The organism is Arthrobacter sp. P1_B11 (genome assembly GCF_056406715.1).
Map to the genome: position 1 here is coordinate 343,269 of NZ_JBFTZQ010000001.1, position 14,345 is coordinate 357,613.

General features: G+C 67.1%; 13 protein-coding genes. 10 read left to right on the forward strand and 3 right to left on the reverse strand.

All coding sequences use genetic code 11. The features are described 5' to 3' along the window. Window positions 1-3 precede the first annotated feature (3 nt). Window positions 4-360: an ATP/GTP-binding protein gene (locus AC1D14_RS01550; RefSeq protein WP_230116901.1), complete on the forward strand. Its 357-nt coding sequence runs from the start codon at window positions 4-6 to the stop codon at window positions 358-360. A gap of 90 nt (window positions 361-450) precedes the next feature. Beyond that, a complete protein-coding gene (locus tag AC1D14_RS01555; protein WP_230116900.1) occupies window positions 451-1,251 on the forward strand; it encodes an alpha/beta hydrolase in 801 nt (266 codons plus the stop codon). A 37-nt stretch (window positions 1,252-1,288) separates the two neighbouring features. Here the strand turns inward: AC1D14_RS01555 and AC1D14_RS01560 are convergent, their stop codons facing one another. Beyond that, window positions 1,289-2,605, reverse strand: coding sequence for an AI-2E family transporter (locus AC1D14_RS01560; protein ID WP_230116899.1), 1,317 nt, complete (start codon window positions 2,603-2,605; stop codon window positions 1,289-1,291). A gap of 190 nt (window positions 2,606-2,795) precedes the next feature. Between AC1D14_RS01560 and AC1D14_RS01565 the strand changes: the two genes are divergently transcribed. The 8 genes from AC1D14_RS01565 (at window position 2,796) to AC1D14_RS01600 (ending at window position 12,289) form a co-directional block, all read left to right on the forward strand. Then, complete coding sequence (locus AC1D14_RS01565) at window positions 2,796-4,535, forward strand: hypothetical protein (RefSeq protein ID WP_230116898.1); 1,740 nt, start codon at window positions 2,796-2,798, stop codon at window positions 4,533-4,535. A 59-nt stretch (window positions 4,536-4,594) separates the two neighbouring features. Further along, complete coding sequence (locus tag AC1D14_RS01570) at window positions 4,595-5,611, forward strand: tetratricopeptide repeat protein (protein ID WP_230116897.1); 1,017 nt, start codon at window positions 4,595-4,597, stop codon at window positions 5,609-5,611. Between the two features lie 2 nt (window positions 5,612-5,613). Next, a complete protein-coding gene (locus AC1D14_RS01575; RefSeq protein WP_230117049.1) occupies window positions 5,614-6,714 on the forward strand; it encodes an NADH:flavin oxidoreductase/NADH oxidase in 1,101 nt (366 codons plus the stop codon). A 161-nt stretch (window positions 6,715-6,875) separates the two neighbouring features. Next, on the forward strand, window positions 6,876-7,640 hold the full coding sequence (locus tag AC1D14_RS01580; protein ID WP_230116896.1) for an ABC transporter ATP-binding protein: 765 nt from the start codon (window positions 6,876-6,878) through the stop codon (window positions 7,638-7,640). After that, window positions 7,622-9,193 (forward strand): transporter, encoded by a 1,572-nt coding sequence (locus AC1D14_RS01585; protein WP_476967963.1) that lies wholly within the window; start codon window positions 7,622-7,624, stop codon window positions 9,191-9,193. Before AC1D14_RS01580 ends, AC1D14_RS01585 begins: the two co-directional genes overlap by 19 nt. Before the next feature lie 116 nt (window positions 9,194-9,309). Next, window positions 9,310-10,092 carry a glucosamine-6-phosphate deaminase gene (nagB, locus tag AC1D14_RS01590; protein ID WP_230116894.1) on the forward strand — a complete coding sequence of 261 codons (783 nt, stop codon included), beginning with the start codon at window positions 9,310-9,312 and terminating at the stop codon, window positions 10,090-10,092. Window positions 10,093-10,178: 86 nt separating this feature from the next. Further along, window positions 10,179-10,511, forward strand: coding sequence for a DUF3039 domain-containing protein (locus AC1D14_RS01595; protein ID WP_476874705.1), 333 nt, complete (start codon window positions 10,179-10,181; stop codon window positions 10,509-10,511). Further along, entirely contained in the window at window positions 10,511-12,289 is a 1,779-nt protein-coding gene (locus tag AC1D14_RS01600) for a DEAD/DEAH box helicase (protein WP_476880812.1), read from the forward strand. The genes AC1D14_RS01595 and AC1D14_RS01600 overlap by 1 nt, the downstream gene beginning before the upstream one ends. Window positions 12,290-12,346: 57 nt before the next feature. Here AC1D14_RS01600 and AC1D14_RS01605 read toward each other — a convergent pair whose 3' ends face one another. Next, the gene (locus tag AC1D14_RS01605; RefSeq protein WP_230116891.1) at window positions 12,347-12,982 is read right to left on the reverse strand and encodes an isochorismatase family protein; all 636 of its coding nucleotides are present in this window, start codon (window positions 12,980-12,982) and stop codon (window positions 12,347-12,349) included. Further along, the gene (locus AC1D14_RS01610; protein WP_230116890.1) at window positions 12,982-14,310 is read right to left on the reverse strand and encodes a nicotinate phosphoribosyltransferase; all 1,329 of its coding nucleotides are present in this window, start codon (window positions 14,308-14,310) and stop codon (window positions 12,982-12,984) included. Before AC1D14_RS01610 ends, AC1D14_RS01605 begins: the two co-directional genes overlap by 1 nt. Window positions 14,311-14,345 lie beyond the last annotated feature (35 nt).

Below are 14,345 nucleotides of genomic sequence, written 5' to 3' on the forward strand. Positions count from 1 at the left end.
AGCATGCCGCGTTCGAACCGACCCCGCCGTACCTCAGCAGGGCGTTCCTCGTCCGGAAAGCCCGCGGCGGGAGGCAAACGCGGTTCGGGGCCAGTCCCCGAGCTTGACCTCGAGCGGGCCAGGGCAGGCATTGCCCGGCGGGAAAGCGCCCCGGACGGCGAGTGGGTCGTCCGCACGATGACGGCCCGCAATGCCGAGAAAGCCTACATCTGCCCGGGCTGCTCCACCGCCGTGCAGGCGGGGGTGGCCCATCTGGTGGTGTGGGCCGACGACCACCTGTTCGGTGCCGAGGCGGGCCTGTCCGAGCGCCGTCACTGGCACACCAACTGCTGGACGTCGCGCAACTTCCGTTACCGCTGACCGGACGGCAGCGGCCGGAAGCGGCAGCAGGCTGCGGCCGGGGAGCCGGCAGGGGCATAGTGGCCCCCGGCGGAAGCTAAGCTGATACGCATGACTTTTGACCCGTCGTCGTACGTTTTCAGCCAGCCGTCGGAAGCGGCGGCGATCCGCGCCTCAACGGTGCTGCCCGCCCGCCGCGAAAACATCGAAATCCATACCGAGGACGGCCGGACGCTCGTGGGCGAGCTTGCGGTGCCGGAGTCGGGGGAGATCACAGCGACCCTGATCACGCTGCATCCTTTGCCCACGCATGGCGGTTTCATGGACTCCCACGTCTACCGGAAGGCCTCGTACCGGCTGCCTGCGCTGGCCGGCGTAGCAGTGCTGCGCTTCAACACCCGGGGGACGTCGTCGCTGCGGGGCACCAGCGAGGGCGCGTTCGAAGAAGGCATCGGGGAACGCTATGACGTGGAGGCGGCGGTACGGTTCGCCGTCGAGAGGGGACTCCCAAACCGCTGGCTCGTGGGTTGGTCGTTCGGAACCGAACTTGCGCTCATGTACGGCGCCGTTGAGCCGGTGGCCTCGCAGGTGGAAGGTGCAGTGCTCCTGTCGCCCCCGCTGCACCGGGCCACCGACGTGCACCTGAAGCAGTGGGCGGCTTCGGGCAAGCCACTCACCGTACTCGTGCCCGAGCACGACGACTACCTCCGGCCGGCCGCCGCCGCTGAGCGGTTCGGCGTTGTGCCCCAGGCGCGGGTAGTGGGGGTCGACGGCGCCAAGCACCTTTGGGTGGGGGAGAAGCATGCCGCGCGGGTGCTGAATGAGATCGTTGACGACGTGACGCACGACGGTTCCGGCGCCGCCGGACTTCCCCAGGAATGGAACGGACCGGTGGCGACGGCCACCGCTTAGGCGGTGACGCCGGGCTGACAGCCTGAGGCTTATCCGGCTAGTGCTTGTCCTGGCGGACGATGTAGATCTCTTTGAGGAGGAGAAGGATGGCGGCCGCCGTCGGGATGGCGATCAGCGCCCCCAGCACGCCGAGGATGCTGCCGCCGGCAATCACGGAGATCACGGCCACCGCACCGGGCACGGCGACGGCTTTCTGCATGATGCGGGGCGATATGAAGTAGGCCTCAAACTGCAGGTAGGCGAAGTAGCAGATGGCGTACGCGACCGCCGACTGCCAGCCCAGGGTGAGGGTAATCAGTGTGACCACTACGCCCGCGATCATTCCGCCCACCAGCGGGATGAATGCCAGCAGCGCCACCACGAATGCGAGCAGCACGGCGAATGGAACGCCGATGATGGACATCACGATGAAGGCGAACGTGGCGTTCAGGAGCGCAACCACGGCCTGGCCGATTACGTAGTTACCCACGGAACGGGTGATCTCTTCCGACAGGGCCTCAACCCTGGCCCGACGGGACCGCGGAGCGAGCCGGTACCCCCACTTCTTCATTGCAGGCAGGGCGGCGAGGAAGTACAGGCTAAGCACCAGCACGATCAGCGTCCCGAAGAGGCCATTCGCCACGGTGGAGCCGAAACCCACAACGCCGCCGAAAATGCCGCCCATGGCCTCAGGATTCTTGACGAACTTATCCAGCTCCTCGTTGATGCGGTCGCGCACTCCGAACTGGTTGTCGACGGTGCGGAAGAAGTCGGAATCGACGAAGTCCCGGACCCAGACTGGCGCCTGCTTAACGAGCTCTGTCACCTGCTCGACGATGGTGGGGATGAGGGTGGCAAAGAACCCTACGACCGCCAGAACCAGGACAGAGACTGCCAGCACGATGCCTGCGGGCCGGGGGATTTTGTGCGTCTCCAGCCAGCGCACCACCGGATCAAGTCCTAATGCTATAAAGAGGGCTGCCACGATCCAGAGCAGGAGCTGGGTGGTGTTCGAACCGATCCAGTACACCAGGAGGGCAAGCCCGACGCCCACGGTGCCCATGAACCCCATGTACAGGGGGTGCTGTGCCGAGATCCGGGGACCGGGAGCGCCGAATCGGGCGGTGTCCCCGGTGCCGGGCGTCTCAGCCTCGATGCTGTCCAGGTGCTCCGGAGGCATTTCGAACCGGAGTCTTGGCTGCGCGCCCGGAATGGGCTGGCGCAGCCGTTTCAGCACCGCTCCAAGAGCGGCCGGGCGGGCCCTTGTCCGGTGTGCCTTCTGGGGCTCGGCCGGCGCGCCGGGAGCGCCCTGGGGGGAGTCGGCGTTGGGCAGGTCTTCCGGGCCGCGCATGGACGGATCCGTGTGTTCAGTCACTGCTTTTAATGCCTTTTCCGTCTGTGGCGCCGCGGCTGCGGGCCGGGTGTGATGATCATCGCAAACACTATCAGCAGCCTTGCGAATACCCGGATGGGCACTGTTGCATGGGATCGCAGGAGGCGTCTTCGGAGGCCTGAACTGACTGATTGGTAACAAAACGGTTACTATTGAAAGTAAACCCCCGCTGATGATAGGTATTCCTTTGCGTTTCAAGACTGCAGTCGCACTCGTGCTGCTCGGCCTCCTGACACTGCTGGCCGGAATCGGGCAGAAGACGGTGTGGGCCCCCGCCGAGACCGTGACGGCCACCGTTCCCTCGGATGCGAAAGCCGCGCCGCTGACCGTTATAGACCAGAAGCTCCGAACCCTCGAAGGGGGAACGGTGACCATCAAGGTCAAGGGCGAGGGCAATTTCCTCCTGGCCGCGGGCCGGCCCGATGACGTGGATGCCTGGGTAGGCAAGACGGCACACAACACGGTCACCGGTCTGTCCGACGACAAGAAGTCGCTCCAGGTGGAACGCACTGACGGTGAGGCTACCGCGCCGTCGCCTGCCGGATCGGATCTGTGGGTTTCGACCGAAAACGCGAGCGGCGAGCTGGACTACACCTGGTCGGCACCGGCCGACGGCGACTGGTCCCTTCTGCTGGCCAGCGACGGCACGAAGCCCGCGCCGTCGTCGATTTCGATGACCTTTCCCAATGACACCTCCACTCCGTGGGCAGTTCCGCTCATGGTGATCGGGGTACTCCTCATGCTCGGCGGCGTTGCGCTGCTGGTGCTCAAGCCCAAGGGCACGGCTCCGGGGCAGGGCGGTTCCGCCGCCGGCGTGGGCAGCCTCTTCCCCAGGCGCACCAAGGCCAAGGCAGAGACAAAGACCGGAACCGGTTCCTCGGCGCGGCTCAGCATTGTCGTCGCAGCGTCGACCGCGGCACTCATCGCCGGTACCGGCGCGGCCGCACAGGCCAGCAAGACGCCTGAGCCTGCCGCCACCCCGGAGGCATCCTCCACGGCTTCGGCCTCCGCGAACACCGCCGCCGGCGACGCCCCGGTGCTCCTCGACGCCCAGTTCCGCCGCATCCTGGAGCAGGTGGCCAGTGCCACGGATGCCGGCGATGCCGCCAAGGACGCCAAGAAACTCGCCACCCGGGTGTCCGGGACCGAGCTCGAGGTGCGGACAAAGAACTACAAAATCCGTTCCCGAGTGGCGTCCTACGATGCGCGTATGCCCGTCCGCGCCACGAAACTCCTGACCACCGTCGTCACGAGCAAGCGCGCCTGGCCTCGTTCGGTTCTCGCCGTCACCCAGGGCGAGGGCAATGTGGTGCCGCAGCTGCTGACCCTGGTGCAGAAGTCCCCGCGCGAGAACTACAAACTCGTGGGCACCAGCCCGCTCCAGCCCGGCACGACCTTCCCTTCGATTGCCCGCAACGGCACCGAGACGCTGGCACCGGGCGATAAGTCGGGGCTGCTCTACAGCGGCCAAGAGGCCCTGGCCGGCCTTGCTGACCGCCTGTCCAAGTCGAATTCCACCTTCAAGGACAAGCTCGTCGAAGGGGAGTCTTCGCCGTACATCGGGGACACGCTGTCCTATCAGGCGGATGTCGTGAAGTCGGGCGTGAACGGCAAATTCGCCTTCACCCACAAGGTCGTTCCCGGCAGCACCGTGGTGTTCCGCACCTCGGACGGCGGTGCACTCGTTCTCGGCCGCCTCACGTTCAACTTCGACGGCACGCCCAAGGCCGAAGGCGACAAGCTGTCCATCGGCAATGACGCGGCCGTCCTCGCCGGCGGCAAAGAGACCACCACCGGCATGGTGCTGAACTTTGCGGAATCCATGGCCGTCTATGTGCCGCCGACAGGCTCGAAGGACCCGATGAAGCTTGTGGCCGCCACGCGCGGGCTCGTGGGAGCCAGCTTCAAGTAGGCGCGTTGGCCTGCGGCAACGTTGCCTCCCGCGGCGGCGGAGTGGCTAGAGTGGGAGCTATGAGTTCGCCAGCATCCCGCCCTGTCCCTCCAGCCGCCGCCAGCCAGCTCAACCTACGCGGCGCCGTCGATCTTTCCGCCCTCAAGCAGCGCCAGGTGCCGCCAGCCCCGCCGGCGGGAGGCCCTGCCGCCGGGAACGGCCCGGCAGGCGCCCCACCAGCCGGAGTCGCTGCAGGCCCCGACGCCGGCCCCGAGGCGCCCGCGCTCCGGGTCACGGTCACCGAAGGAAACTTTCAGGACCTCGTTGAGCTGTCGGCCCAGGTGCCCGTGGTGTTCGCCCTCTGGGCAGCGTATTCGCCGGAATCAGCCGGGGTGCTTGAGGATCTGGAACGGATTGTTGAGAGCTACGCAGGCCGGCTCGTGCTCGGCGCTGCAGACATCGATGCCTTTCCCCAGCTGGCCCAGGCCTTCCAGGTTCAGGCCGTGCCCACGGCGGTGGCTGTGCTCAAGGGACAGCCCGTACCGCTTTTCCAGGGCGGGGCCGACGAGCAGCAGATCCGCGCGGTGCTGGACGAATTGCTCAAGGTTGCCGCCGCCAACGGCGTTTCGGGCAACGTGGGCGGAGCGGCCCCCGGGGATCAGGAACCCGCCCCCCTGCCCCCTTTGCACCAGGCGGCCTTCGACGCCATCGAGGCAGGGGACTACGCCGCTGCCGCCACCGCCTACCGGCAGGCCCTCGCGGCGATGCCTGCCGACGCAGAAGCCAAAGCCGGTCTGGCGCAGGTTGAGCTCATGGACCGGCTGCAGCAGCTCTCCGGCCCGGACGGCGAAGCCCTCCGGCAGGTCGCGGCGGACGAGCCGGACAACCTCGCGGCCCAGCTCGGGGTTGCCGACCTGGACATTGCCGGCGGACATGTGGAGGACGCCCTGAACCGTGTCGTGGGCTTCATCGGCAGGAATTTCGGTCCCGAGCGCGAGACCGCCCGCGTCCGCCTGCTGGAGCTGTTCGACGTCGTCGGAACAACAGACGGCCGCGTGGCGAAGGCGCGCCAGGCGCTGGCCCGGGTGCTGTTCTAGTGGTGGTTCCGGCGCTGTTCAGGCCGCTGTCCTTGCGCTCCCTCGAGCTGCAGCACCGCGGCTGGGTCTCGCCCATGTGCCAGTACAGCTGCGACCCCGAGGCTGCCCCGGGTGTTCCCAATGACTGGCACCTCATGCATCTTGGTTCGTTTGCGGCCGGAGGGGCGGCCTTGATCCTCACCGAAGCAGCAGCCGTCAACCCTGCCGGGCGGATCAGCCCGCGCGACGCCGGACTCTACAACGAAGACCAGGCGGCCGGCTGGGAGCGGATCGTCAGCTTCGTGCACCGCCACGGCGTGGCTGACACCAAAATCGGCGCCCAACTCGCCCACGCTGGCAGGAAGGCCTCCACCTACTGGCCGTTTTCAGGGGAGAAGGGTTCCGTTCCGGCGGCCGACGGCGGCTGGGACACCGTTGGGCCGGGCACCGCCGCGTTTGACGGCTACGCAGCGCCGGCGGCCATGACGGAGGATGACATCCGCGGCGTCATCGCCGACTTTGCGGCTGCCGCCACCCGGGCCGTCGAAGCAGGCTTCGACACCATCGAGCTCCATGGCGCCCACGGCTACCTGCTGCACCAGTTTCAGAGCCCGCTGGTGAACGACCGCGCCGACGCCTGGGGCGGGGATGCCGCCGGCAGGAACAGGCTGACGCTGGACGTCGTCGACGCTGTGCGAGCGGTGATCCCCGAGTCCATGCCGCTGATGCTGAGGATCTCAGCCACGGACTGGGCCGAAGGCGGGATCGGCATTGAGGACTCGGTGCTGCTCGCGGCGCAGGCTGCCGAACATGGTGTTGACCTCATCGACGTCTCGAGCGGCGGCGCGGTGGCGCACCAGGAGATCCAGCCCGGGCCCGGGTACCAGACCGGCTTCGCCGCGCGCATCCGCCGCGAAACGGGCATCGCCACGGGCACGGTGGGGCTGTTGACTTCACCCGGGCAGGCTGAGCACGTAGTTGCCACCGGCCAGGCCGACGGTGTGTTCATTGCAAGGGCGGCGCTTCGGGACCCGCACTGGTGGCTCCGCGCCGCCTTCGAACTGGGCCATGACCTGCGGTGGGCGCCGCAGTACGAGCGCGCAGTGCCGCGGCGCACGTTCTGAGTGCGAGCTGGGCGACGGTGAACCCTCATCAGTCGGTGAACCTCATCGGCCGGTGAACGTCATGGGCGGGCAGCCCTCCTCCTTGCGGAGGATCCGCCGGGGCATGGCCTTACTACCTGAGGGGGATCCCGCTGCGGACCGCGCCCCGATAGGGTGAATTCATGAGTGTTCCCCCTACAGCCCTGTCGATCAGGGGACTGGCCAAGCGCTTCGGCAGCAAGATCGCCGTGGACGGCATCAGCCTGGACGTTCCCGCCGGTTCCTTCTTCGGAATCGTCGGCCCCAACGGTGCAGGCAAGACCACCACGCTGTCCATGGCCACTGGCCTGCTCCGGCCCGATTTCGGCACGGCTGTGGTCCACGGCGTCGACGTGTGGGCGCGGCCGCTGGAGGCCAAGAGGCTGATGGGCGTCCTGCCTGACGGCGTCCGGCTCTTCGACAGGCTCAGCGGCGAACAGCTCGTCACCTACGCCGGACTGCTCCGCGGCATGGACAAGGATGTTGTTGCTGCCCGGGTGGGGGAGTTGCTGGCCGCGCTGGACCTGAGCGGGGACGCCGGAACGCTGGTGGTGGACTATTCAGCCGGCATGACCAAGAAGATAGCCCTGGCTTCCGCCCTGATCCATGCACCGAAAGTGCTGGTCCTGGATGAGCCGTTCGAATCAGTGGACCCTGTGTCCGCCGCAAACATCCGCGACATCCTGGACCGATATGTTGCCACCGGCGGCACCGTGATCGTGTCCAGCCATGTCATGGACCTCGTCCAGCGGATGTGCGACCACGTTGCCGTCGTCGCCGGCGGCCGGCTACTGGCCGCAGGGACGGTAGCGGACGTCCGTGGCGGAGTGAGCCTTGAAGAGCGCTTCGTCCAGCTGGTGGGCGGAAGAGTGCAGACAGAGGGGCTCGAGTGGTTGCGCACCTTCTGAGGCTCAAGCTGGCGCTCCTGCGGAACGGACTGCGGCGGAGCCCCTGGCAGCTCGTTGGCCTTGCAATCGGCGGACTGTACGCCCTGGGAATCGTGGGCACGTGTGTTGCAGCGCTGCTCTTCCTGCGCCAGGAAGATCCCCTCCTTGCACAGACCGTCGTGGTGCTGGGCGGCGCGGCGGCCCTGCTCGGCTGGGCGATCATTCCGTTGATTGCATCTGCGGCCGACATGACGCTCGATCCGGCCCGTTTTACAACTTCCGCCATCCCGATGCCCCAGCTGCTGGCAGGGCTTGCCTTGGGCGGCCTGATTGGCATTCCCGGACTCGCCACAGCGCTGGCGGCACTGGCCACGGTGGGCACCTGGTCGCGGGGCATCCTGCCGGCCGTAGGAGCGCTTATTGGTGCAGTCCTCGGCGTGCTGACCTGCGTTGTGCTGTCCAAGGTGGTCACTACGGCCACAGCCAGTCTGGCGGCCACGCGGCGGTTCAAGGATGTCAGCGGATTGGCGTTCATGGTTCCGCTCGTTCTGATGGGTCCCATCGTGGCGGGCATAGCGCAGGGAGCGGCAGGTTCCGGCGCGTTCCTGACCGACCTTGCGCGGACCCTGTCCTGGACGCCGCTGGGCGCGGCCTGGTCGTTGGGCGGCGAGCTGGAGGCGGGACACCCCGGAGCGGCCGCGCTGAAGCTCCTGATCGCCGCGGCCACGCTCGCCGGCCTTGCCTGGTGCTGGAAGTTCCTGCTCGAGCGTGCCCTCGTGACCCCGCCCTACGCCGGAAGCACCCGAAGGACGGGTGGCCGGCTGGGACTGTTCGGGCTGTTTCCCGCCACGCCCACGGGCGCCATCGCTGCCCGCTCGCTGACTTACTGGTTCCGGGATCCGCGGTACTCCGGTTCCCTGGTGGTCGTTCCGCTCCTGCCCGTGGTTCTGGCGTTCCAAGGGAGCCAGACGGGCAACTTTGGCGTCATCACGATCGCGGGTCCGCTCACCGCTTTCCTCCTGGCGTGGTCCATCTCCTCCGACGTGTCCTACGACAACACGGCATTCGCGCTGCATCTCGCAGCCGGAGTGCGCGGCGTGCAGGACCGTCTCGGGCGTGCATTGGCCTGCCTGGCCTTTGCCTTGCCAGCCGTGATGGTCCTCGCGACTGTGCCGTTCTTCCTCACCGGGGACTGGGAATGGCTGCCGGCCATCCTGGGGCTGTCGCTCGGCGTCCTGTTCACCGGGCTTGGCCTCGCCTCCGTGGTTTCCGCGCGCTATACGGTCGCCGTCCCCCTACCCGGCGACAGCCCGTTCAAGAAACCGCCCGGTAATGTCGCCCAGACCCTGGCCGTCCAATTCGGCGGCATGGGCGTCCTGCTGGTGCTGACCCTGCCCGAAGCGGCCCTGGTCATCGCCCAAATGGTGACCGGTGATCCGGCCTTTGGCTGGGCCAACTTAGCCCTCGGGCCGATGCTCGGGATTGCGCTGTTTGTGGCGGGGGTGCGCATCGGCGGCCGCTGGTTCGATGCCCGCGGCCCGGAACTGCTGGCTCAGCTGACGGTCAACCGGTGAATGGCCCTGCCGGGGCGGCGCCGGCCGTGGTTGACTAGGCAGAAAGATGGCTTGCAGATAGTCGGCCACGCAGGACAGCACGGGGCGGTTACCACAGCGAAAGGCGGCGGAGCAGCATGGAGGTCGTGATCCTTCCGGGCAGCAGGCAAATCGCCTCCCTTGTGTCGGATGCCATTCAGGCCCTCCTGCATCGGAAGCCCGATGCAGTGCTGGGCTTGGCCACGGGATCGTCACCCCTTCCGGTGTATGACGAGTTGGCGTTGCGCCACGAGCGGGGCGTGCTGGATTTCAGCAGGGCGCACGGTTTTCTGCTGGACGAGTACGTTGGGCTGGAACCCGGCCATCCGGAGTCCTACCGTGAGGTCATCCGCCGGGACTTCACCGGACGCGTCAACATCGCCCCCGAAAACGTCCACGGCCCGGACGGAAGCGCGAAGGACCTCCCCGCGGCCTGCCAGGCCTACGAGGCCGCCATCCGGGACCGCGGCGGGGTGGACCTGCAGCTGCTGGGCATCGGGACCGACGGGCATATTGGCTTCAACGAGCCAGGCTCATCGCTCGCTTCCCGGACGCGCATCAAGACGCTCATCGAGCAGACACGCCGGGACAACGCCCGCTTCTTCCCCAGCCTCGCCGAGGTTCCCCATCACGTGGTGACCCAGGGGCTGGGGACCATCCTGGACTCGCGCCACGCGGTGCTGGTGGCCACGGGCGCGCAAAAAGCGCAGGCGGTCCATGACCTCGTGGAAGGGCCGCTGGCCGCGATCTGTCCTGCTTCTGCGCTTCAGTTGCACCCCCACGCTTCCATTCTCGTGGACGAGGCCGCGGCGTCGTCGCTGAAACTCGCCGACTACTACCGCCACTCCTACGACCACAAACCGACTTGGCAGGGCCTGTAGCGCGGGTTGCCGCCGGCCCCTGGCGGGCCCCGGCAGGCCGCCGCTGCGTCCTTCGCCGGCCGCCGGGAGCGGCTAAGATGGATGCCATGACTAGCATGACGGATCCTTTCGAAAACGACCCCATGCGTGAGCTTTCCGGAGCCGGATCGTCCACGGCCACCATCGAGCGCGAGGAACTGCGCCAGGAAGTGGAGCCCGGCGACCGTGAGCGCTTTTCGCACTACGTGCGCAAGGAAAAGATCATGGAATCCGCGCTGACCGGCGAGCCTGTCATCGCCCTGTGCGGCAAGGTCTGGACCCCGGGCCGCGATCCCCAGAAGTTCCCTGTGTGCCCGATGTGCAAAGAGGTCTACGACGGCCTGCGGCCTGAAAACGACGGCGGCAAGGGGTCCGGCGGGGACTCAGGCAACAACAAGTAGTGACGGAGACACTCTTCGGCGGCCCCACGCTGCCTCCGGCTTATCCGGAACGTGCAGCCTGGGGAACCGCCCAGAAGCTCCGTGCCTGGCAGCAGGAAGCCCTGGACCGCTATTTCAGCACGGGTCCGCGGGACTTCCTGGCCGTCGCGACGCCCGGCGCAGGCAAGACCACTTTTGCGCTCCGTGTGGCGTCCATGCTCATCGAATCCGGTGCCGTCAACCGGGTCACCATCGTTGCCCCGACTGACCACCTCAAGAGGCAGTGGGCTGACGCCGCGGCACGGGTGGGCATCGCCATCGATCCGAACTTCAAGAATTCCGACGGCCAGCACGGCCGCGGCTTCGTCGGGGTCGCTGTCACCTACGCGCAGGTTGCCAGCAAGCCCTTGCTGCACCGTGCCAAGACCGAGGCCGCCCGCACGCTGGTGATCCTGGACGAGATCCACCACGGCGGGGAGGCCCTGTCCTGGGGTGACGGCCTCCGCGAGGCATTCGACCCCGCCGTCCGGCGCCTGTCCCTGACAGGTACGCCGTTCCGCTCCGACACATCGCCCATCCCGTTCGTGGAGTACGCGGAGGACCGGGACGGCATCCGGCGTTCCAAGGCGGACTACACCTACGGCTACGGCAATGCGCTGCGTGACCACGTGGTGCGGCCCGTCATGTTCATGGCTTATTCGGGTCAGATGCGGTGGCGCACCAGTGGAGGCGAGGAGATGGCCGCCTCCCTCGGCGAGTCGGCTGTCACCAAAGACATCACATCGCAGGCCTGGCGGACTGCCCTGAACCCGGCAGGGGAGTGGATTCCCGCAGTGCTGGCCGGCGCCGACAAACGCCTCAGCGAGGTCCGCCGGTCCGTCCCGGATGCGGGCGGCCTGGTGATCGCAACGGACCACGAGGATGCCAGGGCGTACGCAGGCCAGCTCAAGAAGATCACCGGCGAATCGCCCACGGTGATCCTTTCGGATGATGCCAAGGCGTCCAGCAAGATCGAAGAATTCACGGAGAGCGACAAACGCTGGATGGTGGCCGTCCGCATGGTGTCCGAAGGCGTGGACGTTCCGCGCCTTTCCGTGGGTGTGTATGCCACGTCGACTTCCACGCCGCTGTTCTTCGCCCAGGCCGTGGGCCGTTTTGTGCGTGCCCGGAAGAGGGGCGAGACTGCCTCCGTCTTCCTGCCATCCGTGCCGCAGCTGATGGCGCTGGCCAACAGCATGGAGGCCGAACGGGACCACGCGCTGGACCGGCCGGAGAAAGAGGACGGCGACGGCCTGTTCAATCCGGAAGATTCCCTGATGGACGAGGCCAACCGCGAGGACAAAGCCTCGGACAGCCTGACCAAGGGTAAATTCGAGGCCCTGGATTCCCAAGCATCCTTCGACCGTGTGCTGTTCGACGGCGGCGAGTTCGGTACCGGCGGTGACATCGGCTCCGAAGACGAGCTGGACTTCCTCGGTATCCCGGGCCTGCTGGATGCTGAACAGGTGGGCACGCTGCTGCGCCAGCGTCAGCACGAGCAGCAGAGCAGGAAGAAACGGCAGGCCCCCTCCGCTGCTCCGGCGGCGCCGCTGGTGCCGGACCACCGGATGCTGATGGATCTCCGGAACGAGCTCGCCAAAAACGTGGCGGCGTGGTCCGCGCGGACGGGAACGCCCCATGGTGTGGTCCACACGAAGCTGAGGACGGTCTGCGGCGGCCCGCCTGTGGCGCAGGCGAATGAAGAACAGCTCCAGTCCAGGCTCAAGAAGCTTCAGGACTGGTTCGTCGGCCGCAAGTAGCCGGTAGCGCAAAGAGCCAAGAAAGCGGGGTCCGCACCAGCGGGCGCCGCCTTTCTGCTATTCGAGGTCCACGCCTCCCAGTTCCATCTCGGCGTAGGTGTCGTCCAGGTCCCCGGCAATGCCCGCCGTGAGCCGCTTGATCACGGTAACTGAATAGCCGGCCTGCACCGCGTCCAGGGATGTCGCCATGACGCAGTGGTCGGTGGCGAGCCCCACCACCACAACGTCCTCCACGTCGTGGCTCTGGAGCCAGTCGTCCAGGCCGATCGAGTCTTCCTCGGCGGCGTAGTCCGAATCTCCGGGCGACGGCATGGCACCGGGCTTCCTGTCCCCGGTGGGCACGGCGTCCTCGGGGGCGAGCAGGCCTTCAAATCCGGAGTAGGCGGCCGTGTGCAGGCCTTTGTGGAAGTAGGCCTGAATGTGTTCGGTGTCGAGATCGGGATGCAGTTCGGCGCCCTGGGAACCCGCGACACAGTGGGGTGGCCAGCTGTCCTTGAAATCCGGAGCGTCCGAGAAGTGGGCGCCTGGATCGATGTGCCAGTCCTGCGTCGCTACGACGTGGTCGAACTGCCCGTGATGCGTTTCGACGTACTCGCTGATCGCCCCCGCCACCGCGGCACCGCCCTGGACCGGCAGCGCGCCGCCCTCGCAGAAGTCGTTCTGGACGTCGACAATGATCAGTGCACGTGACATCAGTTCTCCTCATAGATGGTGGGGATGGCCGGTTCACCGCGCTGCAGGCGGTGGACGACCGCCGGCAGCTCGGCCATTGAATCGGCGTGGCGCTGACGGGCGCGAAGGACGCCTTCGTGGCCGGTCCAGCCCGGCAGCAGTTCCCCGTTCTTGATGAACTGCTGCAGGAGGGGGCGGTCGTTGCCGTCGTCAACCGGGCGGTGGCCCACTCCGACGATTTCCTGGGTGGCGGTACCGTGATCGTTGAGCTTGCGGAGGGCGTATTTGCGCCCGCCCTTGCTCGTTTTGTTCTTGGCCGCCTTGGCCACGGGAATGAACTCGCCCGTGCTGTCCGTGCGGCTGACGAGCTTGTAGACCATGCTGGCGGTGGGCGCCCCGGAACCGGTGACCAGGGACGTGCCCACGCCGTACGCGTCCACCGGCGCGGACTGGAGCGCGGCAATGGCGAACTCGTCGAGGTCGGACGTGACCATGATGCGGGTGTTCTCGTTGCCCAGTTCATCCAGCAAGAGGCGGACCCACTGCGCCTGCTCCACCAGGTCACCCGAGTCCAGCCTGACGGCGCCCAACTTGTCCCCGGCGATGTCCACCGCCGTACGGACGGCCGTTTCGACGTCGTATGTGTCCACGAGCAGCGAGGTGCCGGCGCCCAGCGAGGCCACCTGCGCCTCAAACGCCTCGCGTTCGGTGTCGTGAAGGAGGGTGAACGAATGCGCGGCGGTCCCCACGGTCTTGATGCCGTAGCGCAAACCCGCTTCAAGGTTGGAGGTGCTGTCGAACCCGGCGATGACAGCGGCGCGGGCGGCGGCAGAGGCTGATTCCTCCTGGGTCCGCCGGGAGCCCATCTCGATGCATGGTCGGTTCCCGGCAGCGGTGATCATCCTGGATGCCGCGGAGGCGATGGCGCTGTCGTGGTTCAGCACGGACAGGATGTAGGTCTCCAGGATGCAGGCTTCCGCGAACGTCGATTCGACGATCAGGATGGGGGAGTTCGGGAAGTACGCCTCGCCTTCCGCGTAGCCCCAGATGTCCCCGGTGAACCGGAAATCGGCGAGGTAGTCCAGGGTCTCCTTGTTGACCACGCCGGTGCGGCCCAGGAAGTCCAGTTCGGATTCGCCAAAGCGGAAGGCCGCGATGCCCTCCAGCAACCGGCCCGTGCCGCCCACGATCCCGTACCGCCGGCCGTCCGGGAGCCTGCGCGCGAAGGCTTCGAAGACTGATTTGCGGTGTGCGGCGCCGGAATGGAGCGCGGCCTGCAGCATAGTCAGCTCGTAGTGATCAGTGAACAGGGACGTGCGTGGCTGGTTCCAGCCGGCGTAGGTACTCACAAAATCACTCTAGTGCGCATCCCCATAGAATGGAC

Coding starts and splice junctions, on each gene's coding strand:
- AC1D14_RS01595 (WP_476874705.1), top strand. CDS start 10,179: ATGACTAGCATGACGGATCCTTTCGAAAACGACCCCATGCGTGAGCTT.
- AC1D14_RS01580 (WP_230116896.1), top strand. CDS start 6,876: ATGAGTGTTCCCCCTACAGCCCTGTCGATCAGGGGACTGGCCAAGCGC.
- nagB (WP_230116894.1), top strand. CDS start 9,310: ATGGAGGTCGTGATCCTTCCGGGCAGCAGGCAAATCGCCTCCCTTGTG.
- AC1D14_RS01570 (WP_230116897.1), top strand. CDS start 4,595: ATGAGTTCGCCAGCATCCCGCCCTGTCCCTCCAGCCGCCGCCAGCCAG.
- AC1D14_RS01565 (WP_230116898.1), top strand. CDS start 2,796: ATGATAGGTATTCCTTTGCGTTTCAAGACTGCAGTCGCACTCGTGCTG.
- AC1D14_RS01555 (WP_230116900.1), top strand. CDS start 451: ATGACTTTTGACCCGTCGTCGTACGTTTTCAGCCAGCCGTCGGAAGCG.
- AC1D14_RS01605 (WP_230116891.1), bottom strand. CDS start 12,982: ATGTCACGTGCACTGATCATTGTCGACGTCCAGAACGACTTCTGCGAG.
- AC1D14_RS01550 (WP_230116901.1), top strand. CDS start 4: ATGCCGCGTTCGAACCGACCCCGCCGTACCTCAGCAGGGCGTTCCTCG.